Source organism: Azospira sp., assembly GCF_030247495.1.
GTDB classification, from domain to species: Bacteria; Pseudomonadota; Gammaproteobacteria; order Burkholderiales; family Rhodocyclaceae; genus Azospira; species Azospira oryzae.
Genome location: NZ_JAOTRW010000007.1, coordinates 230,592 through 254,584, shown reverse-complemented (window position 1 = coordinate 254,584; position 23,993 = coordinate 230,592). Strand labels below are relative to the sequence as shown.

Genomic DNA, 23,993 nt, shown 5'->3' with positions numbered 1-23,993 from the left:
CCCCCAGCTTTCGCCCCCAGCTTTCGCCCCCAGCTTTCGCCCCCAGCTTTCGCCCCCAGCTTTCGCCCCCAGCTTTCGCCCCCAGCTTTCGCCCCCAGCTTTCGCCCCCAGCTTTCGCCCCCAGCTTCGCCACGGCGACGCTTCAACTCTGTGTTCTCTGTGCCCTCTGTGGCTCGCTTTTATTGCCTGTCCTGAAACGAAGAAGGGACGCCATTCTCCACGGTGATGCGGTGAAGAGTGGCGTCCCCTCTGCCTGGTGGGGCAGGGCTTTGTGAAGATCTACTGGTAGCGCAGGGCCTCGATGGGGTCCAGGCGGGCGGCCTTGCGGGCCGGGTAGTAGCCGAAGAAGATGCCGACCCCGGCGGCGACGCTGAAGGCGACGATGACCGAACTGCCGGAGATGATGACCGCGGTGCCAGTGAGCAGGTTGGTCAGCACGGCGCCGCCGATGCCCAGCAGCAGGCCGATGAGGCAGCCGGCGATGGAGATGACGATGGCCTCCAGCAGGAACTGGGTCAGGATGTCCTTCTCCCGGGCGCCGATGGCCATGCGGATGCCGATCTCCCGGGTCCGTTCGGTGACCGAGACCAGCATGATGTTCATGATGCCGATGCCGCCCACCAGCAGGGAGACGGAGGCAATGGCGCCCAGCAGCAGGGACATGATGCGGGTGGTCTCCGCCGCCGAGTCGGCCACGGCGGTGAGGTTGCGCACGTTGAAGTCGTCGTCCTGGCCGGGGCGGATGCGGTGCCGCTGGCGCAGCAGGGCGTTCATGGAATTTTCCACCGCCGGCATCACCTCGGGCGCCGCGGCCTTGACCATGATGGCCCGTACCGAGCCCTGGAAGGGGGTGCCGAAGAGCTTGCGCTGGGCGGTGGTGAGGGGAACGATGAGCACGTCGTCCTGGTCCCTCCCGTCCAGGCTCTGGCCCTTGGGCGCCAGCACGCCGAGGATGAGGAAGGGGGCCTGGCCGATGCGCAGGGTCTTGCCCGTCGGGTTCTCGGCGCCGAACAGGTTCTGGGCCGCGGTCTTGCCGATCAGGGCCACCCGGGTCGAGGCCCGCAGGTCCGAATCGGTGAAGGGCGAGCCGTCCACCAGGGCCCAGGAGCGCACGTCCAGATAGGCCGGCGTGGTGCCGATGACGTAGGAGTTCCAGTTGCTCGAGCCATACACCAGCTGGGCCGAGCCCTGGTGCACCGGCGCCGCCGTTTCCACCCCGTCCAGCTCGGTGATGGCTTCCGCATCGGTGACGGTCAGGGTGGGGGCGTTGCCGCTGCCGCTGCGCACGCCGCCGGCGTTGGTGAAGCCGGAGAGGACGATGAACAGGTTGCTGCCCATGGAGTTGATGGACTGGGCCACGGCGTACTGGGCGCCCTGGCCGATGGCCAGCATCAGCACCACGGCACCGACGCCGATGACCATGCCGAGCATGGTGAGGAAGGTGCGCAGCCGGTTGGCGCCCATGGCGCGCCAGGCTTCGCCGAGCATGGCGGTCAGCATGGCTGGATCTCCCCGGCGGGCAGGTCGTGGTGGGTCGGCGCATCGTGCACGATGCGGCCGTCGAGGAAGCGCACCTGGCGCTTGGCGTGCTGGGCGATGTCCGGCTCGTGGGTGACCAGGACGATGGTGATGCCTTCCCGGTTCAGTTCCTCGAACAGGGCCATGATCTCCTCGCTGGTGTGGCTGTCCAGGTTGCCCGTGGGCTCGTCGGCCAGGATCAGGCGGGGCCGGTTCACCAGGGCCCGCGCGATGGCCACCCGCTGCTGCTGGCCACCGGAGATGCGGTTGGGCAGGGATTTGGCGTACTGGCCCAGGCCCACCTTGGCCAGCAGTTCCCGGGCCCGCTGGCGCCGCTCTTCCTTGTCCACGCCGCAATAGACCAGGGGCAGGGCCACGTTGTCCTCCAGGCTCATGCGCGGCAGCAGGTTGAAGCCCTGGAAGACGAAGCCGATGGTGCGGTTGCGCAGCAGGGCGGTCTGGTCCTTGTCCAGGTCCGAGACGTGCTTGCCGTCGAGGATGTAGTCGCCGCCGCTGGGCCGGTCCAGGCAGCCCAGGATGTTCATGAAGGTGGACTTGCCCGAGCCGGAGGGGCCCATGATGGCGACGAACTCGCCGGCATGGATGGCAAGGCTGACGCCCTTGAGCACCGGGAAGGGGCCCATGGGGGTGTCGTAGGCCTTGTCCAGGCCGGCCACCTCGATCACCGCCGCCGCGTCGGCGGAGGCCGTCGCAGCGCTCATCAGAACATCCTCATGCGCATGGTGCCGCCGCTGCTGCCGCCGGCATTGGCGCCGTCCGGCAGGTTCTCGCCGACGATCACCTGGTCCCCCGCATTGAGTTCGCCGCCGACGATTTCCGTGTTGCGGTTGTCGGTGATGCCCAGGCTGACGCTGACCGGCACCACTTCGCCGCCGCGCAGCACATGGACGGTGCCGCTGGCGCTGTCCCGCTTGCGCTGGCGCTCGCCGGCACCCTTGCCGTTGCCGGGGCCGGCTGCTCCCGGCGGGCCGCCGGCCGGGGCGCCATTGGCGGCGGCATTGCCGGCGGCATTCGGGGCCGGCTTCTGGCCGCCGTTGGGCTTGTAGCGCAGGGCCGCGTTGGGCACCAGCAGCACCTCGCTGCGCTTGGCCACGGCGATGTTCACATAGGCGGTCATGCCCGGCAGGAGAATCTGCTCCGGGTTGTCCACCACCACCACCACGTTGTAGGTGACCACGTTCTGCTGGGTGGTGGGGTTGAGCCGCACCTGCTTCACCTCGCCCTTGAACTGGCGGTTGGGGAAGGCATCCACATTGAACTTCACCGGCTGGCCCACCTTGATGTTGCCGATGTCGGCCTCGGCGAAGCTGGTGTAGATCTGCATGGCCGTCAGATCCTGGGCGATCTTGAACAGGGTGGGGGTCTGGAAGCTGGCGGCCACGGTCTGGCCCACGTCGATCTGCCGGTCCACCACCACGCCGGAAACCGGGGAGCGGATCACCGAGTAGCCCAGGTTGGCCCGGTCCTTGTCGTTGGCCGCCTTGTACTGGTTGAGCTGGGCCTGGGCGCTGCGGCGGGCCTGCACCGCCTGGTCCAGCTCCTGGCGGCTGACGTATTCCTGGGCGAAGAGGGACTTCATGCGTTCCTCGCTGGCGATGGCCAGGTCCAGGGAGGCCCGGGCGCTGGCGATGTTGGCATCGCTCTGGTGCACCTGGGCGGAATAGAGGGAGTCGTCCAGCTCGGCCAATATCTGGCCCTGCTTCACCTGGTCGTTGAAATCCACGTAGAGCTTTTTCACCGTGCCGGAAACCTGGGTGCCCACATTGACCAGGGTCACCGGGTTGAGGGTGCCGTTGGCCGAGACGCTCTGGGTCAGTTCCCCCTTTTCCAGGGTCTGCAGCTTGTAGCGCTGCTCCAGGCCCGGGGCGGTGAGCTTCTGGTAGGCGACGTAGCCGCCGCCGGCGAGGAGCAGGGCGGCCAGAATCAGGACGACGGTTTTCTTCTGGGGGCGTTTCATGATCAGTTGGAACCTTGGATGGGGCCGCTGGCGGCGGGTTGGCCGGCATTGGCGGTGGCTGCGTCGGGGAGGCTTTGCAGCAGGGAAATGTCCAGGTTGCCCATGGACTGGGCCAGGGTGGCGCGGGAGACGTTCCACTCGAAGGTGGCCTGGACACGCTGCTGGCGGGCCGCCGCCAGGGCGCTCTGGGCGTTGAGGACATCCAGGATGCTGCCCAGGCCGGCCTTGTAACGGCCCAGGGCGACCTTTTCCGCCGCCTCGGCGGAGACCAGGAGGTCGGCAGTGGTCTGCAGGGACTGGCCGGCGGTGATGAGGCCCTGATAGGCCTTCCACACGTCCAGGGCCACCTGCTGGCGGATGCGCTCCCGCTGGGCTTCCCGGGCTTCCTTCAGGGATTCGGCGTTGCGCACCTTGTAGGTGGTGGAGAAGCCGGTGAACAGGGGCACGTTGAGGGTGACGCCGATGCTCGAGGTATTGCTGACGTTGCCGCCCAGGTCCTGGTAGGCCGGACCGGCGGTGAGGGACAGGGTGGGCAGGCCGGCGGCGCGCACCGCCTCCACATTGGCCTGGGCCGCCTGGTACTGGGCTTCCGCCGCCACCAGGTCGGGCCGGCGGCGCCGGGCTTCCGCCACCAGGGCGTCCACATCCGCCGTGAATTCCCGGGTTGGGGCGACCACCGGCGTGGCGGGCACCAGGGCCGGCGGACGGTGGGCCTCGCCGCCGATGACGTTGGCCAGGGTGCCCTGGGCGTTCTTGTAATCCCGGTCGGCCTGGATGCGCTTGAGGGAGGCCTGGGAGTAGGCGGTCTGGGCCTGCAGCCGGTCCGCCGGGGTGGCGGTGCCCACCTTGTAGCGGGCATCGGCGGCGTTGAAGCTTTCCAGGCTGGCCCGTTCCGATTCCCGGGCGGCCACCAGGGCCGCCTCGGTGGCCTGGACCTGGTAGTAGGCCTGCAGGGCGGCGAGGAACACGGCCTGCACCGTGCTGTCCTGGGTGGCGGCCGCGGCGGCCAGCAACTGCCGCGCATTCTCCAGGGTGGCGGCCCGGGCGCCGAAGTCGAACAGCAGGTAGGAAAGGGTCAGGCCGGCATTCTTCTGGGTGTAGCTCTCCGGCTTGCGGCTGTCGTTGCGGTTGCGGCTCTGGCCGGCGCTGAGGCTGAGGCCGGGCAGGTAGGCCGCCTGGGCCACGCCCACCAGGGCCGCCTGGGCCCGGGCGTTGGCCCACACTTCCCGGGTCTGGGGATTGTGGCAGAGAGCCCGCTCCACCACCTCGGTGAGAGACAAGGGGCCGCTCACCGGCTGCTCGGGGCAGGGATTGGCGCCCTGGCCCTCGCTGCCGCCGAGGGCCGGTCGGGGCGGCGCCAGGGCATCGCTGCCCAGGGGGTCCAGGGCCAGGGCCGGGGCGGCGGCCAGGACCGCGGCGAACGCCAGGGCCAGGGGAAGGGGGGCGAAAGCGGAGCGGGCAGGTGCCGTCACGGGCATGGTTGCGGGTTTCATCGGGGCGCGGCCGAAGCCTTAGGAATTTTGAGCCGAAGTATAGCGGGCCCCTGGGCCGTACCGGGACGGCAAATTGTTACCGGATGTTGCATCGGCCCCCGTCCGGTCATCCTGCCGGGCGGGGGCGTGGCGGCCTCAATCGGCCAGTTCGATCTGGCCGGAAATGTTCACCGTGACGGCCGAGTCGCCGCCTTCCAGGGGCATGGGAACGGCCTCGGCGGCCATCAGGGCGCTCTTCATGCGCGGATAGACGGGGGGGCGGCCGCCGCTGCTGCCGACGCTGAGCTGCTTGATGCGCCAGGACTTGCCCAGGGTGTCGCCCACCAGCTTGGCCCGGGCCTTGAAGGCGGCGATGGCCTCCACGGTGGCTTCGTCCTCGGCCTTCTTCTGGGTTTCCGGGGTCGGCATGAACTGCACGCCGCCCACGCCCATGGTGGTCTGCAGCTTGCCCAGCAGCTCGGAGAGGGCGCCGGCGTCCCGGGCTTCCAGGGCGATGTCGGAGCGCATGCGCCAGGACTCGATGCGCCCGCTCTTGCCGTAAACCGGATAGGTGTGGGTGCCGCCGCTGCGCACCTTGACGTCCTTGTAGGCCTTGGCGGTACGCAGGCCTTCGGCGATCTGGGTGTTCACCTTCTGCGCCAGGTCGGCGGTGGTGGGGCCGCTGGCTTCGGCGAAGACGCTGGCCAGGACCAGGTCGTTGGGGGCGCTGCGGCTGGCGCTGGCGGAAAGGTCCACCATGGTGCCGGCCTGGGCGGCAGCGGCGAGGCCGAGGGCGAGCAGGGCGAAGCTGAGGCGGGAGGTCGGGCGGGAGGGATGCATGGCTTTCCTTTCGACGGCAAAGAGAGGCTGACCCGGGCAGGCGAATGAAGGTTCCGTCAATGCCGGATGAATAGCGATGCCGCCGGCCGGGTGCAATTGGCCATTCTAACGCCGCCGCCGGCCCTCCCGGACATTTGTTCGGTCGCTGGCACGGCCCTTCAAGCTCGGCTAGAATCGGCTCACCTCGGGCAAGGTCCTTGAGGCGTCTTTGAGGAGACAGCAATGCTGAAACCTGGTCAGGCTGCGCCGGAGTTTGCGCTTCCGGATGCAGACATGGAGCTGGTGGAGCTTGCGGCATACAAGGGCAAGCGCCACATCATTCTCTTCTTCTACCCCAGAGACGACACCCCGGGCTGCACCCTGGAGGCCACGGACTTTTCCGATCATGAGGATGAGTTCGAGCGCCGGGACTGCACCCTGCTCGGCATCAGCCGGGACGACTGTCTGCGTCACGCCGCGTTCCGCGACAAGCACGGCATTTCCGTGCGCCTGTTGTCGGACGAGGAGGGCCAGGTCTGCCGTCGTTACGGGGTGTGGCAGGCGAAGGAAGTGGACGGCGTGAAGAAGCACGGCATCCTCCGCTCCACCTTCGTCATCGACAAACAGGGCCTTGTTCGCCACGCCTTCTACGGCGTCAACGCCAAGGGCCATGCGCTGGAAATGCTGCGCCTGGCCAAGGAACTTTAGGAAATTCCCCATGCAAGTAGCTAAGAATACCGTCGTCACCTTGGACTACAACGTCACCGATCCGGACGGCGTCCTGGTGGATGCGGGCAAGGATCCGCTGGTCTACATCCACGGTGGTTACGACGATATCTTCCCCAAGATCGAAGAGGCCCTGCAGGGCAAGAGCGTGGGCGAAACCGTCAAGGTCAAGCTGCAGCCGGACGACGCTTTCGGCGAATACGATTCCGAACTGGTGCAGATGGAGCCCCGGGAGAATTTCCCCGAGACCCTGGAAGTGGGCATGCAGTTCGAAGGTGCCCCCGAAGGCAGCGACGACGATGACTTCATCCTCTACCGCGTCACCGACATCGCCGACGGCAAGGTGGTCCTGGACGGCAACCATCCCCTGGCCGGTACCGCCCTGGTGTTCACCTGCACCGTCACCGCCGTGCGCCCCGCCAGCGCCACCGAGCTGGAACACGGTCACGTGCACGACGACGGCGAGTGCGACGACGAGTAATCCCGTCCCGCTTCCGTGCCGTGAAAGGGCCCTGCTGCTGCAGGGCCTTTTTTCATGGGACGCCGGTCATGCCGTTTGCTTAGCTCCGGGGCCTGGTCTATAGTCCCGAGCCAGTTGCCGCGTTGCACTCAAATCATTGACAGGCCCGGGCCACGGGCCGTTTCAGGGAGAACTCCATGCACGATTCCGCAGCCAATGCCATGATGGGATTGGGCTTCATCGTTGTCGGTCTGGTCCTGCTGCTCGCCATCGGCGTCATCGTCGCCATGGTCTTCTATCTGCTCAACCTGCAGCGCTGCCTGGATGCCACCCGTCCCGAATTCCGCCCGGCCATTCCCTCGGCCCTGGTGTGGCTGACCCTGATTCCCGCCATCGGCTTCATCGTCTGGCTGGCCGCGGTGGTGATCCTCTCCAGCGCCCTCAAGCGGGAGGGCGAGGCGCGGCAGACCCAGGCCTTCGGCGACGGCGGCCTGACCGTGGGCCTCATCAGCTGCATCTTCGGCCTGCTTTCGCCCATTCCCTTCCTCGGCCTGCTGTTCGGCCTGGTCAGCCTGGTGTGCTGGATCATCCACTGGAACAAGGTGTCCACCTACCGCCGCCTGCTTGCCGGCGAGGCGTCCCAGCCTGGGGCTTGCCGCGTCGAGCCTGCCGTGCCGTCGCCGGTGGCCACCCTGCCGCCGGTGGCACCGGCACCTGCCGCTCCTGCTGCCGTTGCCGAGGCAATGCCGGGCAGCGATGCCACCCTGGTTTCCCGGCCGGAGCCGGTGGCCTGCCTGCGCTGCATTGCCGGCCCCCTGCAGGGCCAGGAATTCCCCGTGGGCCAGGGCCTCATGCTGGGGCGCTCGGTGGAGGCCAGCGTGGTCATCGGCGATCCCCACGTTTCCAACCGCCACGCCTGGGTCGGCCCCATCGGCGGCAAGCTGCTGCTGCGCGACAACCAGTCCACCAACGGCACCTTCCACAACGGCAACATGGCCCAGCGCGTGGGCGAGGTGACCCTGCAGGACGGGGATGTGGTGATCCTGGGGGACCAGGGCAAGGTGCGCTTCCAGGTCTTCTACCGCTGATCCCGGCTTCATGAAAAAAAACGGCAGCCCCAGGGCTGCCGTTTTTTTTGGCGGGCGGAAGGCCGGATTTCAGGCCAGCTGCTGGGCCACCCACAGGTAAAGGGGAATGCCGAAGAGCACGTTGAAGGGGAAGGTGAGGGCCAGGGCCGCCGCGATACCCAGGGCCGGGTTGGCTTCCGGCACCGCCAGGCGCATGGCCGTCGGTGCGGCGATGTAGGAGGCGGAGGCCGCCAGGGTCATGAGCAGCACGGTCCCGCCCACGGACAGCCCCATCCAGCTGGCGGCCAGCCAGCCCAGGGCGGCGTTGCCCAGGGGCAGGGCGATGCCGCAGGCCACCAGGAAGAACCCGGCCTTGCGCAGGTCCCCCAGGCGGGAAGCCGCCACCAGCCCCATTTCCAGGAGGAACAGGCACAGGGCGCCCTTGAAGAGGTCGGTGAAGAGGGGCTTCAGGGGCTCGGTGCCGTGGGGGCCGGCCGCCCAGCCGATGAGGATGCCGCCCAGGAGCAGCAGCACGCTCTTGTTGGCAAAGACTTCATGGATCAGCTTGCGCCAGTCTGGGCGCTCTTCGCCGCCAAGCCGGGCCAGCACGGTGGCCACCAGGATGGCGGGCGCCTCCATGAGGGCGGCCAGCAGGGCCAGATGGCCTTCGTAGGCCACCCCACGGCTGGCCAGTACGGTGGTGCCGACGGCAAAGGTGACGACGCTGATGGAGCCGTAATGGGCGGCCAGGGAGGCCGCATCGAAGCGGTTGAAGCGCAGGCGGAAGAGGGGGAAGGCGAAGAGGGGGATGAGGGCTCCCAGGCCGATGGCCAGGGCGGCATGGGTCAGCAGGGCCGGGTCGCTGCTATGGGCGATTTCGCTGCCGCCCTTGAGGCCGATGGCCAGCAGCAGGTAGATGGAGAGGGCCTCGAAAACCGCAGTCGGCAGCTTCAGCTCGCTGCGGGCCAGGCTGGCGACAGCGCCGAGGGCGAAGAAAAAGGGGACGGCATCAAGCACGAACAGACTCCGTTTGTTTTGGTGTGGCGCATTCTGAGTCTTTTCATGTATTTGTAAAAATCATATATTTCTAAATATTGCATAGATAAAGATCAATATATGTATCGGCTTGGCGGTTCCCTGCACCTGACCCTCCATCAACTGCGCCTGCTGCTGGCCACTGCCCAGGAAGGGAGCGTTTCCCGGGCGGCGGAGCGCCTGCACCTGACCCAGCCCACCCTCTCGGCCCAGCTCAAGCAGCTGGCCGAGCAGGTCGGCCTCCCCCTGCACGAGCGGGTGGGACGCCGCCTGCACCTGACGGAAGCGGGGCGCCTGGTGGCGGCGGCCGCCGCCCGGGTGGCGGAGGAGCTGGGGCAGCTGGAAAACGAGCTGGCCGTGCTGCGGGGCGACCAGGGGGGGCGGCTGCGGCTGGCAGTGGTCAGTACCGCCGAAGCCTTCATTCCCCGCCTGCTGGGGGAATTCCGCAAGGTCCGGCCGGCGGTGGAAGTGTCCCTGGTGGTCCTGAACCGGCAGGCGGTGGTCGGCCGGCTGCTGGAGAACCAGGATGACCTGTACATCATGACCAAGCCGCCGGCGGAGACGCCGGTGAGCGCCGTTCCCTTCCTGACCAATCCGCTGGTGGTGGTGGCGGCGGCCGACCATCCCCTGGCCAAGCGCAAGCAGGTGGCAGCAGGGGCCCTGGCCGATGCGGAATTCGTGCTGCGGGAACCGGGCAGCGGCACCCGGCTGGCGGCCGAGGAGTTCTTTGCCGCCCGGGGCGTGCAACTGCGCCCCCGGCTGGAGCTGGGCAGCAACGAGGCGGTGCGTCAGGCGGTGGCGGGGGGGCTGGGCCTGTCCGTGCTGTCGGCCCACGCCCTGGGGCCCCATCCGGAAGAACTGGGGATCGCCGTGCTGCCGGTGCGGGGCACGCCCATTCCGGCCCGCTGGCAGGTGGTGGCGCCGGCAGGCAAGCGCCTGACGCCCTTGGCCCAGGCCTTCCTGGACTATCTGCAGGAACGGGCTCCCCGGCTGGAGGCCGAGGCGGGCCAGCGTCTGGCCCTGGCGGTGGCAGGGGCTATTCCCGGTCGTTGAAGCGTGCGGCCTTCACCGGCTTGAGCAGGAAGCGGGCCGGGTCCAGGGCGTCCGCCAGATCCCCTTCCAGGGGCAGGGGATCGCCAGCTATCTGGCTGGCCAGGAATTCGCCGGCCCAGGCGGACCAGACGAAGCCCCGGGCGCCGAAGCCGCTGGCCAGCCACAGGCCGGGGCGGCGCGGCAGGGTCTGCAGGCGGGCGCCGGTTGCCGGAGCGGTGTTTTCCGGCAGGGGGCCCAGCATGGGCAGGCGGTCCGGGGAAATGGGGCGGAAGCCCACCCGGCTGCCCAGGTCTGCCGCTGCCAGGTCCTTGGCGAAGCCGGGCAGGATGAAATTGAGCTTGGCCAGGTTGTCCTGCTGCTCTTCCAGGCGCGGCTGGGGGTCTTCATCCCCGGCCAGGAAGGAGGCGCCGCAGACCCGCAGGCCGTCCAGGGCCGGCGTCACGTAGCCAAGGCGGCACACCACCATGTCGAGGGGCGGCGTGGCCGTCTCCGGCACCAGGGTGGCCTGGCCCCGGGCGCTGCGCAGGGGCAGCCAGTCGCAGCCCCCCAGGCGCCTGGCGTCGGCGGCATTGGCCAGCACCACCTGGTCGGCCTCAGCCAGCAGGGTGCCGTCGGCGGCGTAGGCGGCCCAGCCGTCGGCGCCGGCCTGCAGTTTTTCCACCCGCTGGCCGTAGCGTTGCTCGATGGCCGGATGGGCCTGCAGGTTGGCCTGGCACAGGCTGGGGGGCATGCCCCAGCCGCCGCCGGGGAAATGCCAGCCGCCCACCGATACCGGCCAGCCGATGAGGCGGGAGGCCTCGGCCGCGTCCACGTAACGGAACAGCTCGGGGGCGGCGAAGGTTTCGGCCACCTGGCGCTGGGTGGCTTCGTGGGTCTTGTCCCGGGCCAGGTGCAGGACGCCGCTGGCGCCCCAGCGCACCGGCAGGCCGGCGGCGGAGAGGGCCAGCAGGTGGCGGCGGGTGTACAGGAAGGCGCTGCGGGTAAGGCGGGAGAGGCGGTTGTCGTCCAGGCTGGGCAGGGGGCGCAGGACCCCGACCCGGTTGCCGGAGGCGCCGCAGCCGGGGCCCTCGGCCTGATCCAGCAGGGTCACCTGGTAGCCCCGCTCCGCCAGGCGGTGGGCCGTGGAGGTGCCGGCGAAACCGCCGCCGATGACCAGGATGCGCTTGCCCGGCATCACCGTCCGACGCACGCCCGGACCCCGGTACTGGCCCTGCAGCATGTCCCGCTTGCCGCCGAAACCGGGGGCCTTGTCGCTGACGAAACCGACGGCCTGCAAGCCTTCGCGCACCCCGGCGGCCACCGACCAGGTGGCCAGGGTGGCGCCGGCGGCGGCGCAGCGGGCCAGGCCGCGGAAGACAAAGGGGGACCACAGGTCCGGATTCTTGGCCGGGGCGAAACCGTCCAGGTAGAAGGCGTCGGCGGCCAGCCGCAACTGGGGCAGCAGGCTCTGGGCGTCGCCGAAGAAAAGGGTCAGGCTGACCCGGCCGCCGGCGAAATGCAGGCGGTGCACGCCGGGGGTAAGCAGGGGCCATTGGGCCCGCAGTTCGGCCGCCAGGTCTGCCAGCTCGGGATGGGCGGCGTGCAGTTCGCCCAGGTCGGCGGCGCTGAAGGGATGCTTTTCCAGGGAGACGAAATGCAGGCGCCGGCAGGCGGCCGGATCGTCCCGCCAGGCGGCCCAGGTGGCGAGGAAATTGAGACCGATGCCGAAGCCGGTCTCGACGATGGTGAAGCTTTCCAGCTGCTGCCAGCGCCGGGGCAGGCCGTTGCCGGCGAGGAAGACGTGGCGGGCCTGGCCCAGGGCCCCGGCGGCGGTGTGGTAGATGTCGTCGTAGTCCGGCGAGTAGGGCACGCCGGCGTCGTTGCGGCAGAGGCGGGCGGGAACGAGGGGCCGGTAGGCGTCGGGATTGGCGTCGGCGACTGAATGGGGGGCAGGGGAGGCGGGCGTGCTCATGGGGGCGGATTGTCGCACGCCCCCATGGGGCCGTTAAGCCCGGGCTTCAGTCGGCGCTGCGCAGGATGCCGTCGCTGACCTTGACCCGGTCGCCCTGGCGCCAGGCCGGGGGATTGGTTTCGGTGAAGCGCTGGGTGGTGCCGTCGTCGAAGCGCACCGTGATCTGGTACTCCATGTTGCTGCGGGCGTTCTTTTCCACCTGGTGCCCGGCGTAGGCGCCACCGGCGGCACCGAGGACGGCCATGGCGGTGCGGCCCTTGCCGCCCCCTACCTGGTTGCCCAGGAGACCGCCGAGGACGCCGCCGGCGACGGCGCCCAGGCCCGTGCCTTCACCGGGCTTCTTCACTTCCATGATGCTTTCGATGACGCCGCAGTCCTTGCATACAGGTGCCGCAGCCTTGGCCGGCACGGCTTCGCCTTGGGCCACGGTGGCCGCTGCCGGCTGTTCCTTGGTCACGGGTTTGGCCCGCTTGGCGCTTTCCTTGGGCTTGCTGGCGGCCACCGGCGGCGCCGTCCTGGCGGCTGCCGGGGGGGCGGCTTCAGCCGGGGGCGTGGTGGCGGCCGGGGCTGCGATCGTTGCCGGGGCAGGTTCTGCGGCGGCCATGGTGGCACTGGGCGTTTCCGCCGGCTTGTTTTGGCCTGGGGCCGGCAGGATGCCGGTGAGGACGCCGACACCGGCCAGGCTGAGGGCGGTGACGGAAACGGCGGCGATCTTGATCAGGGGGTGGAGGGCTTTGACTTCCATGGCGTTGCTCCGGGGGCGAATGAGGGATTCCATGGCTATTAGAACGCCTTGTCCGGCCTTTGGCCGACCGGGGAAACAGATTGTTACCTTTGTTAATGCTTCTTGCCGCAAGGGGAAGGCGGTGTGCCCCAAGGCCGGTTTTTCGGCGTAGATACAATCGATTCGCTTTCCCTGGGGGCTTCAAGCCGATAAAATCCACCCTTCATAAAAAGGGGCCGGGGGCTCCTTGCCATAGAGCATCGAACAACAAGAAACGTTCAGGGGTGGTGTGCATGCCTTTCAAGGCGCGTCTTTCTGCGCTGCTGGCGCTGGCTTCGTGCAGCGCCGCCTGTTTGCTCCAGGAACCGGCCCGTGCGGCCGGGGATGAGCCCGTGGCGGCCGAGCTGGCCAGCCTGTCCACCCTTTCCATCGAAGAGCTGCTGCGCACGGAAGTCAGTTCCGTGCTCAAGCACCCTTCCGAACTGGCCCAGGCGCCGGCTGCCACCACCGTGCTGCGGCGGGAGGACATCCAGCGCCTCGGCGCCACCACCCTGCCGGACCTGCTGCGCACCGTGCCAGGCCTGCACGTGGCCCAGATCGACGGCAACAAGTGGGGCGTCTCCGCCCGGGGCTTCAACGGCTTTTTCGGCGGCAAGCTGCTGGTGCTGATCGACGGCCGCAGCATCTACAACTCCATCTATTCCGGCGTTTTCTGGGACGCCTACGACATCGCCCTCGACGACATCGCCCGCATCGAGGTGGTGCGGGGGCCGGGGGCCGCCCTGTGGGGCGCCAACGCGGTCAATGGGGTGATCAACATCGTCACCCGCTCCGCCCACGAGACCCAGGGCGGCCAGGCGACCCTGGCGGTGGGTAACGTGGAAAAGGGCATGGCCAACGTGCGCTGGGGCAGCACCACGGAGGAGGGCGGTGCCTGGCGCCTCTACGCCCGCAGCCGCAGCCGGGACGACCACCAGTCCCTCACCGGCAGCGGTGCCGGCGACACCTGGCGCGCCGACCGCATCGGCTTCCGCGCCGACAGCGCCGCCGGCAGCGACACCTGGATGGTCAACGGCGAGGCCTACCAGGGACATAGCGGCGGTGCTCCCTATCCCCTGTCCACGGCCAACGACATTTCCGGCCAGCACCTGCTGGGCCGTCTCAGCCGCCGCCTGGGCGATGGCTCCCAGTTGCAGGTGCAGTCCTATGTGGACCACTCCTGGCGCCGGGAGCCCTCTTCCGGCGCGGTGCTGGAAGAGACCGTGGCGGACGTGGATCTGCAGCACACGGTCAACCTGAACCCGGCCCACCGGCTGGTGTGGGGCGGCGGCTGGCGCCAGTACCGTTTCGACTCGGTGAGTTCGGCCAAGCTCTCCTTCAGCCCGGTCAGTTCCCAGCGCACCGTCACCAACCTGTTTGTCCAGGACGAGTGGAGCGTCATCCCGGAAACCCTGCAGATCATCGCCGGGGCCAAGCTGGAGCGGGTTCCCGACCACGGCAGCGAATGGCAGCCCAACCTGCGGGCGGTGTGGAACGCCGCCGCCGGCCACACCCTGTGGGCCGGCACGGCCCGGGCGGTGCGTTCCCCCAACCAGGTGGATACGGCCATCCGCTTCAACGGCCCCGGAGTCGGGCCTTTGCCGGCCGTCGGCAATCCGGCCTTCCGCCCGGAGCGGCTGCGCAGCCTGGAGGCCGGCTGGCGGGCCCAGCTGACGCCGAACCTGAGCAGCGATGTGTCGGTCTATCAGAACCATTACAAGGACCTGCAGACCATCGAGTTCGATGGCGCCAGTTCCATGATGTACTTCAACAACGCCCAGGGCCGCACCCGGGGCCTGGAATGGGCGCTGGACTGGCAGGCGGCGGCCCACTGGCAGCTGCGCGGCGGCTTCACCCTGTACCGGGAGGCCCTGGACTACAGCAGCCGGCCCGCCGGCCCGGCCCTGATCTCCTTCCAGGGCGGCTTTCCCCGGGAGCAGCTGTTCATCCGCTCCCTCTGGGACCTGTCCCGCAACCAGCGCCTGGACCTGACCTGGCGCGGCGTCGGCCCCATGGACCAGCGCGGCGTCGCCGGCTACGGCACCTTCGACCTGCGCTGGACCCGGCGCCTGGACCGGCGCAGCGAAGTCTCCCTGATCGGACGCAATCTCCTGGGGCCCAAGCACCGGGAATTCGGCGACCAGCCCTTCTTCCAGGAAACCGTGTTGCGCCGGGAACTCAGCGTCGTGCTGAGCTGGGGCTTCTGACGTGAGGCGTTGCCTGCTGCTGCTCTGCTGCTGGCCCCTGTGGGCGCTGGCCAACCCGCCCTCGGAGGCGGCGGTGAAGGCGGCCCTGGTGGCCAATCTGGCCAACTACGCGGAGTGGGGCGAGGGCAACTGGTCGGTCAAACACACCCTGATCTGCGTCGCCGGCCGGGGGGCGGTGGTCGATTCCCTGCTCGCCCTGGACAGCCAGACCCTGCTCGGGCGGCGCATCGGCGTCTCTCCCCGCAGCCGCCCGGCCGAGGCCCGGGACTGCCAGGTGCTGTTCCTCGGCGACGCCCCCGGGCGCAGCCAGGGGGACTGGGACCTGGAGTGGACCCAGGCCCTGGCGACGGCGCCGGTGCTGACGGTGTGCGAAGGCGAGGACCTGGTCAGCCAGGGCTGCATGGTGGGCCTGGCCCGGGAAGGCACCCAGGTCGCCTTCGACGTCAATCTTGCGGCCCTGCGCCGCGCCAACATCCGGCTCAGCGCCCATCTCCTGCGCCTGGCCCGCACCATTTACGGAAGGCCACGATGATGCGCCGTAGATTCCGCTCCCTGCCCATCGGCGAAAAGCTGCGCCTTGTCCTCATGCTGGTGGCCGCCTCGGCCCTGCTGGTCTATGCCAGCCTGACCCTGATCCACGGCCTGCGCGAGGTGGAGCAGTTCAACCGGGAAAACCTGCAGGCCCTGCTCGACGTCACCGCCCGCAACCTGGAGGCGCCCCTGGTCTTCAACGACGGCAAGGCGGCCCAGGATACCCTGCGGGCCCTTTCCGCCGACCCGGCGGTGATCGAGGTGCTGGTGAGCGATGCCCAGGGCCAGCTCTTCGCCCGCTACCTGCGCGGCAACCCGCTGCAGCAGGAGCGCCTGGCCTGGCTGCCGGCCTCCTGGAACCGCATCCGGGAGAGCCGGGAAATCGTCTTCCGCAGCGGCGTGGTCGGCCACATCGAGCTGCTGGCCAGCCGCGACGGCTATTGGGATGCGGTGGGCCGGGGCGCCCTCATCTGGCTGCTGGTGACGGTGCTTTCCATGCTCGCCGCGGTGCTGGCGGCACGCCGCCTGCAGCACATCATCGCCGCCCCGGTGGTGCGCCTGGAGCAGGCCACCCGGGACATCACCCGGCACAAGCGCTTTTCCCTGCGGGTGGAGCGGGAGGAGAGCGGCAGCGAGGACGAGGTGGGCCGCCTCATCGACAGTTTCAATGCCATGCTGGCGGAGATCGAGCAGCGGGACGAACGCCTGGCCCGCTACCGGGAATCCCTGGAGGAAATGGTGGCCTCCCGCACCGAGGAACTGACCCATTCCCGGGATGCGGCGGAGGAGGCAAGCCGGGTCAAGAGCCGCTTCCTCGCCACCATGAGCCACGAGATCCGCACCCCCCTTAACGGCGTGCTGGGCATGATCCGCCTGTTGCAGACCACGGCCCTCTCCGGCGACCAGCGGCGCATGACCGAGGCCGCCCTGCGTTCCGGTGAAACCCTGCTCAACGTGCTCAACGATGTGCTCGACTTTTCCAAGATCGAGGCCGGCAAGCTGACCGTGGATGCGGTGCCCTTCGACCTGGCCGACACCGTGGAGAGCGCCGCCCTGCTGCTGGCGCCCAATGCCCGGGAAAAGGGCCTGGAGCTGGCGGTGCATCTCAAGGGCGAACTGCCCGTGACCCTGGCGGGGGACCCCAACCGGCTCAAGCAGGTGCTCTTCAACCTGCTCGGCAATGCGGTTAAATTCACCGAGCAGGGCGAAGTCTGTCTGCGGGTGGAGCGCAGTCCGGGGGCCGCCGGCGACAGCCGGGAGCGGGGCGACGTGATCCTGCTGCGCTTCACCGTGCGCGACACCGGGCCCGGCATTCCCGAATCGGAGCAGGGCAAGCTGTTCCAGGCCTACTCCCAGACCAGCGCCGCCTCCCAGACGCCGGCCGAGATCGAGGAAGCCGCCAGCCGGCGGGCCGAAGGCACGGGCCTGGGCCTGGCCATCAGCCGGGAGCTGGTGCGTCTGATGGGGGCCAGGGACCTGACCGTCTCCAGCCGTCCCGGCGAGGGCTGCGAATTCAGTTTCGAGCTGCCTTTCCATGTGGTGCGGGACAACCCCACCGGCATCCACTATCCGGGCTTCCGCCTGGTGCTGCTGGAACCCCAGCCCACCCTGGCCCTGATCCTGCAGGACTACGCCCAGAGCCTGGGCCTGGACTGCCGCCTGGCCGGCAATGCCGCCGAGGCGGAGCGGCTCCTGGGCGAGGGCGCGGCCCAGGCGGTGCTGGCCGACCTGTGCTACCTGCAACTGCCCGAGGCCACCTGGCAGGACTGGCACCGCCGCTGCGGCGGCGTGTGGATCGCCCTCTCCGACTTCGGCGCCAGCACCCTGGAAGGGGAACTGGCCCAGGTCTTTGCCCAGCGCCTGTCGAAGCCGGTGTCGCGCAAGGAATTCGTGCGCAGCATCGGCCAGGCCTTCATGGTGGCGCCCCGGGGTGCCGAGCTGCCGCCGGCTGCCGGCTGGCAGGGGGCCGCCTGGCGCCCGGCGGCTGCTGCGGTGCCGAACCGGCCCCGCTTCCACGGCAAGGTGCTGCTGGTGGAGGACAACCTGACCAACCAGGAGGTGACCCGGGGCCTGCTGCAGGTCTTCGGCTGCCAGGTGGAGGTGGCCAACCACGGCCGGGAGGCCCTTGAAAAATGGGCCGAGCGGGATTTCGACCTGATCCTCATGGATTGCCAGATGCCGGTCATGGACGGCCTCACCGCCTCCCGGGAGCTGCGCCAGCGGGAGATCCAGGCGGGTCGGCTGCCCACCGCCATCATCGCCCTCACCGCCAATTCCTTCGCCGAGGACCGGCAGCGCTGCCTGGCCGCCGGCATGAACGGCTTCCTGCCCAAACCCTTCGACGAGCTGGCCCTGGTGGCCCTGCTCACCGACTGGCTGGGACCGCCGGAAGGCGGCGCCCAGGTGCGGGTCCAGGCCCGGCCGGAGCGGGAGGCGGGAGCCCTGCTGGACGCGGCTGTGCTGGACGCCATTGCCGCGCGCCAGGAAGAGGCGGGGGAGGTGCGCAGCATCTTCCTGGCCCGCTTCGTTTCCACCTTCCTTGCCCAGGCCAGCCAGGCCCTGCAGAACATGGCCCAGGACGACCTGGCAGCGGCCCGGGAGGCGGCCCACAGCCTCAAGTCCGCCGCTGCCAGCATCGGTGCCCGGCCCCTGTCCGAACTGGCGGCCCGGGTCGAGGCGGCTGCCCGGGAAGGGCAGGCGGCCGAAGTGCGGCGCCTGGGCGAGAGCCTGCCCCAACTCCTGGCCGATACCCGCAGCGCCCTGGAACGCTACATGGAGCAGGGCGGCCACTAGGGCGGTGGAGCGCCTGCCGGGCCGGCATCCGGGCTGCGGCGGCAGGCAAGAAAAAAGGCGCGGGGCCTTGCGGCCACCGCGCCTTTTTTATCGACTCCGGGCGGAGTCGATAGGGTTCGGCGTTCAGTCTTCCTTGCGCATCTGGGGGAAGAGGATGACGTCCCGGATGTTGGCGGTGTCGGTGAGCAGCATGACCAGGCGGTCGATGCCGATGCCGCAGCCGCCGGTGGGGGGCAGGCCGAATTCCAGGGCCTTGATGTAGTCGGCGTCGTAGAACATGGCTTCCTCGTCGCCGGCATCCTTGGCCTTGGCCTGCTCCAGGAAGCGGGCGGCCTGGTCTTCCGGATCGTTCAGCTCGGAGAAGCCGTTGGCGATTTCCCGGCCGACGATGAACAGCTCGAAGCGCTCGGTGATTTCCGGGTTGCTGTCGGAGGCCCGGGCCAGGGGGGAGACTTCCACCGGGTAGTCGATGATGAAGGTGGGGTCCCACAACTGGCTTTCCGCCACTTCCTCGAACATCAGCAGCTGCAGGGCGCCCAGGCCCATGCCGGGCTTCACCGCGACCTTCATCTCGCCCAGCTTCTTCTTCAGCCACTCGGCGTCATTCAGTTCGGCTTCGGAGTAGCCGGGGCACTGGGCACGCACGGCCTGGACCATGGTCAGGCGGGCGAAGGGCTTGGACAGGTCCAGCTCCCGGCCCTGGTACTGGAACACCTCGGTGCCCAGGGCGTCGCGGGCGGCGTGGCGCAGCAGGCCTTCGGTGAAGTCCATGAGGAGCTTGTAGTCGGCATAGGCCTCGTAGAACTCCATCATGGTGAATTCGGGGTTGTGGCGGGTGGAGAGGCCTTCGTTGCGGAAGTTGCGGTTAACTTCGAAGACCTTCTCGAAGCCGCCCACCACCAGGCGCTTCAGGTACAGCTCCGGCGCGATGCGCAGGAACAGTTCCATGTCCAGGGCGTTGTGGTGGGTGATGAAGGGCTTGGCCGAGGCACCGCCGGGGATGGGGTGCATCATGGGCGTTTCCACTTCCAGGAAGTGGTGGCTGATCATGTAGTTGCGGATGGACTGGATCATCCGGCTGCGGGCCACGAAGGTGAACCGGGAGGACTCGTTCATGATCAGGTCGAGATAGCGCTGGCGGTGGCGCTGTTCCATGTCGGTCAGACCGTGGAACTTCTCCGGCAGGGGGCGCAGGGCCTTGGACAGCAGGCGGATCTCGGAGACCTGGATGGTCAGTTCGCCGGTGCGGGTCTTGAACAGGGTGCCTTCGGCACCGACGATGTCGCCGATGTCCCAGTGCTTGAAGTCGTCATAGGCTTCGGCGCCCACCAGGTCCACCTTGACGTAGAGCTGGATGCGGCCGGAAACGTCCTGGATGGTGGCGAAGCTGGCCTTGCCCATGAGGCGGCGCAGCATGATGCGGCCGGCGACCTTGACGCTGATGGGGGCCGCTTCCAGTTCCTCGGCGGTTTTCTCGCTGTACAGCTCGTCGAGGCGGCCGGCGGTGTTCTCGCGGCGGAAGTCGTTGGGGTAGGCCTTGCCGCTCTCGCGCCACTTGGCCAGCTTGGCCCGGCGCTCGGCGATGAGCTGATTCTCGTCCTGGGGTTGTGCGGTCTGTTCGGTCATGGTCGTCTGCCTGATGTTTTATTCGCTTACACGCCTTGCTTGAGGCTGGCCTGGATGAAGTCGTCGAGGTCGCCGTCGAGTACGGCCTGGGTGTTACCCGTTTCGAAGTTGGTGCGCAGGTCCTTGATGCGGGACTGGTCCAGCACGTAGGAGCGGATCTGGTGGCCCCAGCCGATGTCGGACTTGGCGTCTTCCAGCTTCTGCTGCTCGGCCTGCTGCTTGCGCAGTTCGAATTCGTAGAGGCGGGCCCGCAGCATCTGCCAGGCTTCGTCCCGGTTGCGATGCTGGGAACGGTCGTTCTGGCACTGCACCACGATGCCGGTGGGCACGTGGGTCAGACGCACGGCGGAGTCGGTCTTGTTGATGTGCTGACCGCCGGCGCCGGAGGCGCGGTAGGTATCGGTGCGCACGTCCGCCGGGTTGATGTCGATCTCGATGGAGTCGTCCACTTCCGGATAGACGAACACGGAAGTGAAGGAGGTGTGGCGGCGGGCGTTGGAGTCGAAGGGGCTCTTGCGCACCAGGCGGTGGATGCCGGTCTCGGTGCGCAGCATGCCGTAGGCGTAGTCGCCGGCGATGCGCAGGGTGGCGCTCTTGATGCCGGCCACGTCGCCTTCGGATTCTTCCAGCACCTGCACGTCGAAACCCTTGCGCTCGGTGTAGCGCAGGTACATGCGCAGCAGCATGGAAGCCCAGTCCTGGGCCTCGGTACCGCCGGCGCCGGCCTGGATTTCCAGGAAGCAGGGATTCGGGTCCTGGGGATTGTTGAACATGCGGCGGAATTCCAGGGCCGCCACCTTGGCCTCGATGGCCTCGTTGTCGGCCGCCACGGCGGCCACGGTGTCGAAGTCGCCTTCTTCACGGGCGATCTCGAACAGCTCCTTGCCGTCGGCCAGACCCTGGGCCACTTCCTGCAGGGTCACCACCACGCCTTCCAGGGCCTTCTTTTCCCGGCCCAGGTCCTGGGCGCGCTTGGCGTCGTCCCAGACGTCGGGACTTTCCAGTTCCCGGGAGACTTCGACTAGACGGACTTCCTTGGTGTCGTAGTCAAAGATACCTCCGAAGTTCCGCCGACCGGGATTCCAGGTCGGCAAGCTTGTTGGCGATGGCGTTGAGCTGTTCCGCTTCCATGTTCTTGGCTGTTCTGCTGGGAAAACCGGCAATTATACACTTTGCACCGGGCTCCCGGTGGCCGCGACGATGCAAGGAAGGCGGGCAAAGGAGTAAACTCCGTAGCCCCTTTTCTTCCGGGTTGCCGCCGGTGTCCCTCCCCACCTCCAGTTTCGAACGTCTGCCCCGCCAGGGGCTCCTGCTGCTGGCCGCCCTGGCCCTGGGCTGGGGCTTCAACTGGCCGGTGATGAAAGTGGTGCTGTCCGAAGTGCCGCCCCTCTATTTCCGCGGCAGCTGCCTGCTGCTGGGCGGCCTCGGCATCCTGGCCATCGCCCGGGCCGGCGGCGGCAGCATCCGGGTACCCCGCAGCCGCTGGGGCCGCCTGGCCCTGGTGACCCTGACCAACATCGTCGGCTGGAATGTCCTCGCCATCTACGGCGTCGGCCTGCTGCCCTCGGGACGGGCTGCCCTCTTGGGCTACACCATGCCCCTGTGGAGCGTGCTGCTGTCGGTGTGGCTTCTCGGCGAGCGGCTGACGGCGGGCCGCATCGTGGCCCTGCTGCTGGGCCTGGCCGGGGTCGGGGTGCTCATGGGCGACAGCCTGGAAGGCATGCTGCGGGCGCCGGTGGGGGTGGCCTGCATGGTCGGCGCGGCGTGGAGCTGGGCCCTCGGGGTGGTGCTGCTGAAGCGTCTGCCGGTGGGGCTGTCCACCACCGCCCTGACGGGCTGGATGATGGTCCTGGGCGGCCTGCCCATGCTGGCGGTGGCGCTTCCCCTGGAAACCTCGCGCCTGGCCTGGCCCTCGTTCTGGCCGGCCTTCGGCGTCTCCTACAACGTCTTCGTCGCCTTCATGTTCTGCTACTGGGCCTGGAACCGCATCGTGCTGATGGTGCCGGTGGCGGTGTCCTCCCTGTCCTCCCTGGTGACGCCCCTCATCGGCGTCCTCGGCGGAGCCCTGATCCTGGGGGAGCAGCCCGGCTGGCGGGAAGGGGTGGCGGCCCTGCTGATCCTGGCGGCGGTGGGCGCGGTGTCCGTGAAGCGCAGCTAGACCGCGTTTGGCGCCCGGGCGGGCGTCGCGGCCCGGGGCGAAGGCTGGAAATCACCTGCCCTGGGAGCCAGCATTCACGCGACTTTCCCGGCAGGTTGCCTGGGAAGGCCCGTCCCTTCTGCTCCTCAGGCCGGGGCGCAGTGCTCCACCACCAGCTGGGGCGTCTGCACCCCGTTGTAGTCGTTGATGGTCAGGCGGTAGGCCAGGCGGGCCCGGGGGCCGGGATTTTCCGTGGCGTTGAACTGGATCGCCTCCAGCACCGACCGCTCCTTCTTCAGGCGCAGCTTGAGGTGCTTGTCCTTCAGCACCCGCTGGCTTTCCACCTCGAACACGTCCTCGAACAACGGCGCCGGGAAGCCCTGGCCCCACACTTCGCCGGCCAGCATTTCCGCCACCTGCAGGGAGATGTAGCCGGCCTCCAGGGCGCCGTCCGTCTCCAGGGTGCGGGTCAGGTCCGCCGGGTTGAGCAGTTCGTCGGCCACCTGGGCGAAGAGGCTCTTGAATTCCTCGAAGCGTTCTTCCATCAGGGTGGCGCCGGCGGCCATGGCGTGGCCGCCGAAGCGCAGCAGGATGCCGGGGGCCCGCTTGGAGACGAGATCCAGGGCATCCCGCAGGTGCAGGCCGGGAATGGAGCGGCCGGAACCCTTGATCTGGCCGTCGTCGCCCCGGGCGAAGGCGAACACCGGGCGGTGCAGCTTTTCCTTGATGCGGGAGGCCAGGATGCCGACCACCCCCTGGTGCCAGTCCGGGTCGAAGAGGGCGACGCCGGCGCCGCTGGCTTCCAGGTCGAAGTTTTCCAGGTGGATGAGGGCCTGTTCCTGCATGCCGGCCTCGATCTCGCGCCGTTCCCGGTTGAGCTGGTCCAGCTGCTGGGCGATGTTGGCGGCCCGGGCCTCGTCGTCGGTGATGAGGCATTCGATACCCAGACTCATGTCCGAGAGGCGGCCGGCGGCGTTGAGGCGGGGGCCGACGGTGAAGCCCAGGTCGAAGGCGGAGGCGGTCTGCAGATTGCGTCCGGCGGCACGGAAGAGGGCGCGGATGCCCGGCGTCAGCTTGCCTTCGCGCATGCGCTTCAGGCCCTGGGCCACCAGGATGCGGTTGTTGTGGTCCAGCTTGACCACGTCGGCCACCGTGCCCAGGGCCACCAGGTCCAGCAGGCAGGAGAAGTTGGGCTCCGGGCGCTCCGGGCCGAAGGCGCCGCGGCGGCGCATCTCGGCGCGCAGGGCCAGGGCCACGTAGAACATGACGCCGACTCCCGCCAGGGCCTTGCTGGGGAAGGTGCAGCCGGGCTGGTTGGGATTGACGATGCAGTCCGCCTCCGGCAGGGTCTCGGCCGGCAGGTGGTGGTCGGTGATGAGGGTGGCGATGCCCAGCTGGCGCGCCGCTTCCACCCCTTCGATGCTGGCGATGCCGTTGTCCACGGTGACCAGCAGGTCCGGCTGGCGCTCTGCCGCCAGCTCGACGATCTGGGGCGAAAGGCCATAGCCGTGGACGAAGCGGTCGGGCACCAGGTAGTCCACCGTGCCGCCCAGGAGGCGCAGGGCGCGCACGGCCACGGCGGTGGCGGTGGCGCCGTCGCAGTCGTAGTCGCCGACGACGAGGATGCGGGCCTCGGCCTCGATGGCATCGGCCAGGAGGATGGCGGCCTCTTCGGTGCCGGTGAGCTGGCTCGGGGGAATCAGGCTTTTCAGGTCGTAATCCAGTTCGGCCTTGTGCTTGATGCCCCGGGCGGCGTAGATGCGGGCCAGGAGCGGGTGCAGGCCTTCCTGCTCCAGTTGCCACTGGGGGCGGGGCGGGACGGGGCGGGCGATGAGCTGGGTCATGACGGTGACTTTG

Annotated in this window: 19 protein-coding genes; 8 read left to right on the top strand and 11 right to left on the bottom strand. The window is 68.8% G+C overall.

Annotated elements, in window-relative coordinates; all coding sequences use genetic code 11:
- Nucleotides 1-279: 279 nt before the first annotated feature.
- The 5 genes from OEL49_RS12385 to OEL49_RS12365 form a co-directional block, all read right to left on the bottom strand.
- Nucleotides 280-1,500: an ABC transporter permease gene (locus OEL49_RS12385; protein ID WP_014237894.1), complete on the bottom strand. Its 1,221-nt coding sequence runs from the start codon at nt 1,498-1,500 to the stop codon at nt 280-282.
- On the bottom strand, nt 1,494-2,240 hold the full coding sequence (locus tag OEL49_RS12380; protein ID WP_287874888.1) for an ABC transporter ATP-binding protein: 747 nt from the start codon (nt 2,238-2,240) through the stop codon (nt 1,494-1,496). Before OEL49_RS12380 ends, OEL49_RS12385 begins: the two co-directional genes overlap by 7 nt.
- Nucleotides 2,240-3,496 (bottom strand): efflux RND transporter periplasmic adaptor subunit, encoded by a 1,257-nt coding sequence (locus OEL49_RS12375; protein WP_287874886.1) that lies wholly within the window; start codon nt 3,494-3,496, stop codon nt 2,240-2,242. The genes OEL49_RS12380 and OEL49_RS12375 overlap by 1 nt, the downstream gene beginning before the upstream one ends.
- A gap of 2 nt (nt 3,497-3,498) precedes the next feature.
- Nucleotides 3,499-4,989, bottom strand: a complete 1,491-nt coding sequence (locus OEL49_RS12370; RefSeq protein WP_287874884.1) for a TolC family protein — start codon at nt 4,987-4,989, stop codon at nt 3,499-3,501.
- 135 nt (nt 4,990-5,124) lie between these two features.
- Nucleotides 5,125-5,808 (bottom strand): SIMPL domain-containing protein, encoded by a 684-nt coding sequence (locus OEL49_RS12365; RefSeq protein ID WP_287874882.1) that lies wholly within the window; start codon nt 5,806-5,808, stop codon nt 5,125-5,127.
- 222 nt (nt 5,809-6,030) lie between these two features.
- Between OEL49_RS12365 and OEL49_RS12360 the strand changes: the two genes are divergently transcribed.
- The 3 genes from OEL49_RS12360 to OEL49_RS12350 all read left to right on the top strand — a co-directional run bounded on the left by OEL49_RS12360 (nt 6,031) and on the right by OEL49_RS12350 (nt 8,061).
- Nucleotides 6,031-6,495 (top strand): peroxiredoxin, encoded by a 465-nt coding sequence (locus tag OEL49_RS12360; RefSeq protein WP_014237889.1) that lies wholly within the window; start codon nt 6,031-6,033, stop codon nt 6,493-6,495.
- Between the two features lie 10 nt (nt 6,496-6,505).
- A complete protein-coding gene (locus tag OEL49_RS12355) occupies nt 6,506-6,994 on the top strand; it encodes an FKBP-type peptidyl-prolyl cis-trans isomerase (protein ID WP_014237888.1) in 489 nt (162 codons plus the stop codon).
- 176 nt (nt 6,995-7,170) lie between these two features.
- On the top strand, nt 7,171-8,061 hold the full coding sequence (locus OEL49_RS12350; protein ID WP_287874880.1) for an FHA domain-containing protein: 891 nt from the start codon (nt 7,171-7,173) through the stop codon (nt 8,059-8,061).
- A 69-nt stretch (nt 8,062-8,130) separates the two neighbouring features.
- Here the strand turns inward: OEL49_RS12350 and OEL49_RS12345 are convergent, their stop codons facing one another.
- Nucleotides 8,131-9,057, bottom strand: coding sequence for a sodium-dependent bicarbonate transport family permease (locus OEL49_RS12345; RefSeq protein ID WP_130458640.1), 927 nt, complete (start codon nt 9,055-9,057; stop codon nt 8,131-8,133).
- Nucleotides 9,058-9,177: 120 nt separating this feature from the next.
- Between OEL49_RS12345 and OEL49_RS12340 the strand changes: the two genes are divergently transcribed.
- Nucleotides 9,178-10,128: a LysR family transcriptional regulator gene (locus OEL49_RS12340; protein ID WP_130459273.1), complete on the top strand. Its 951-nt coding sequence runs from the start codon at nt 9,178-9,180 to the stop codon at nt 10,126-10,128.
- Here OEL49_RS12340 and mnmC read toward each other — a convergent pair.
- Entirely contained in the window at nt 10,112-12,079 is a 1,968-nt protein-coding gene (mnmC, locus tag OEL49_RS12335; RefSeq protein ID WP_287874877.1) for a bifunctional tRNA (5-methylaminomethyl-2-thiouridine)(34)-methyltransferase MnmD/FAD-dependent 5-carboxymethylaminomethyl-2-thiouridine(34) oxidoreductase MnmC, read from the bottom strand. The two genes, OEL49_RS12340 and mnmC, sit on opposite strands and share 17 nt — an antisense overlap.
- A 46-nt stretch (nt 12,080-12,125) precedes the next feature.
- Nucleotides 12,126-12,824, bottom strand: a complete 699-nt coding sequence (locus tag OEL49_RS12330) for a glycine zipper 2TM domain-containing protein (protein WP_287874875.1) — start codon at nt 12,822-12,824, stop codon at nt 12,126-12,128.
- Nucleotides 12,825-13,195: 371 nt separating this feature from the next.
- Between OEL49_RS12330 and OEL49_RS12325 the strand changes: the two genes are divergently transcribed.
- The 3 genes from OEL49_RS12325 to OEL49_RS12315 are packed head-to-tail and all read left to right on the top strand — an operon-like array spanning nt 13,196 to nt 18,373.
- Nucleotides 13,196-15,049, top strand: coding sequence for a TonB-dependent receptor plug domain-containing protein (locus OEL49_RS12325; RefSeq protein WP_287874872.1), 1,854 nt, complete (start codon nt 13,196-13,198; stop codon nt 15,047-15,049).
- Between the two features lies 1 nt (nt 15,050).
- Entirely contained in the window at nt 15,051-15,581 is a 531-nt protein-coding gene (locus tag OEL49_RS12320) for a YfiR family protein (RefSeq protein ID WP_287874870.1), read from the top strand.
- Entirely contained in the window at nt 15,578-18,373 is a 2,796-nt protein-coding gene (locus OEL49_RS12315; protein WP_287874868.1) for a response regulator, read from the top strand. Before OEL49_RS12320 ends, OEL49_RS12315 begins: the two co-directional genes overlap by 4 nt.
- A gap of 123 nt (nt 18,374-18,496) precedes the next feature.
- Here OEL49_RS12315 and lysS read toward each other — a convergent pair whose 3' ends face one another.
- Entirely contained in the window at nt 18,497-19,999 is a 1,503-nt protein-coding gene (lysS, locus tag OEL49_RS12310) for a lysine--tRNA ligase (protein ID WP_152089066.1), read from the bottom strand.
- Nucleotides 20,000-20,025: 26 nt separating this feature from the next.
- A protein-coding gene (gene prfB, locus OEL49_RS12305) for a peptide chain release factor 2 (protein WP_014237878.1) occupies nt 20,026-21,130 on the bottom strand; the annotation gives its coding sequence in 2 pieces (ribosomal slippage) (nt 20,026-21,048 and nt 21,050-21,130; 1,104 coding nt in all).
- A 130-nt stretch (nt 21,131-21,260) separates the two neighbouring features.
- Here prfB and OEL49_RS12300 point away from each other — a divergent pair.
- Nucleotides 21,261-22,157, top strand: a complete 897-nt coding sequence (locus OEL49_RS12300; protein ID WP_014237877.1) for a DMT family transporter — start codon at nt 21,261-21,263, stop codon at nt 22,155-22,157.
- A gap of 125 nt (nt 22,158-22,282) precedes the next feature.
- Here OEL49_RS12300 and recJ read toward each other — a convergent pair whose 3' ends face one another.
- Complete coding sequence (gene recJ, locus OEL49_RS12295) at nt 22,283-23,980, bottom strand: single-stranded-DNA-specific exonuclease RecJ (protein ID WP_014237876.1); 1,698 nt, start codon at nt 23,978-23,980, stop codon at nt 22,283-22,285.
- Between the last annotated feature and the right edge of the window lie 13 nt (nt 23,981-23,993).

What these genes read in the sequence shown, in the direction of transcription:
- OEL49_RS12375 (WP_287874886.1), bottom strand. Translation starts at nt 3,496, where the DNA reads ATGAAACGCCCCCAGAAGAAAACCGTCGTCCTGATTCTGGCCGCCCTG.
- OEL49_RS12365 (WP_287874882.1), bottom strand. Translation starts at nt 5,808, where the DNA reads ATGCATCCCTCCCGCCCGACCTCCCGCCTCAGCTTCGCCCTGCTCGCC.
- OEL49_RS12380 (WP_287874888.1), bottom strand. Translation starts at nt 2,240, where the DNA reads ATGAGCGCTGCGACGGCCTCCGCCGACGCGGCGGCGGTGATCGAGGTG.
- OEL49_RS12360 (WP_014237889.1), top strand. Translation starts at nt 6,031, where the DNA reads ATGCTGAAACCTGGTCAGGCTGCGCCGGAGTTTGCGCTTCCGGATGCA.
- OEL49_RS12350 (WP_287874880.1), top strand. Translation starts at nt 7,171, where the DNA reads ATGCACGATTCCGCAGCCAATGCCATGATGGGATTGGGCTTCATCGTT.
- mnmC (WP_287874877.1), bottom strand. Translation starts at nt 12,079, where the DNA reads ATGAGCACGCCCGCCTCCCCTGCCCCCCATTCAGTCGCCGACGCCAAT.
- OEL49_RS12370 (WP_287874884.1), bottom strand. Translation starts at nt 4,989, where the DNA reads ATGAAACCCGCAACCATGCCCGTGACGGCACCTGCCCGCTCCGCTTTC.
- lysS (WP_152089066.1), bottom strand. Translation starts at nt 19,999, where the DNA reads ATGACCGAACAGACCGCACAACCCCAGGACGAGAATCAGCTCATCGCC.
- OEL49_RS12355 (WP_014237888.1), top strand. Translation starts at nt 6,506, where the DNA reads ATGCAAGTAGCTAAGAATACCGTCGTCACCTTGGACTACAACGTCACC.
- OEL49_RS12315 (WP_287874868.1), top strand. Translation starts at nt 15,578, where the DNA reads ATGATGCGCCGTAGATTCCGCTCCCTGCCCATCGGCGAAAAGCTGCGC.
- recJ (WP_014237876.1), bottom strand. Translation starts at nt 23,980, where the DNA reads ATGACCCAGCTCATCGCCCGCCCCGTCCCGCCCCGCCCCCAGTGGCAA.
- OEL49_RS12330 (WP_287874875.1), bottom strand. Translation starts at nt 12,824, where the DNA reads ATGGAAGTCAAAGCCCTCCACCCCCTGATCAAGATCGCCGCCGTTTCC.
- OEL49_RS12385 (WP_014237894.1), bottom strand. Translation starts at nt 1,500, where the DNA reads ATGCTGACCGCCATGCTCGGCGAAGCCTGGCGCGCCATGGGCGCCAAC.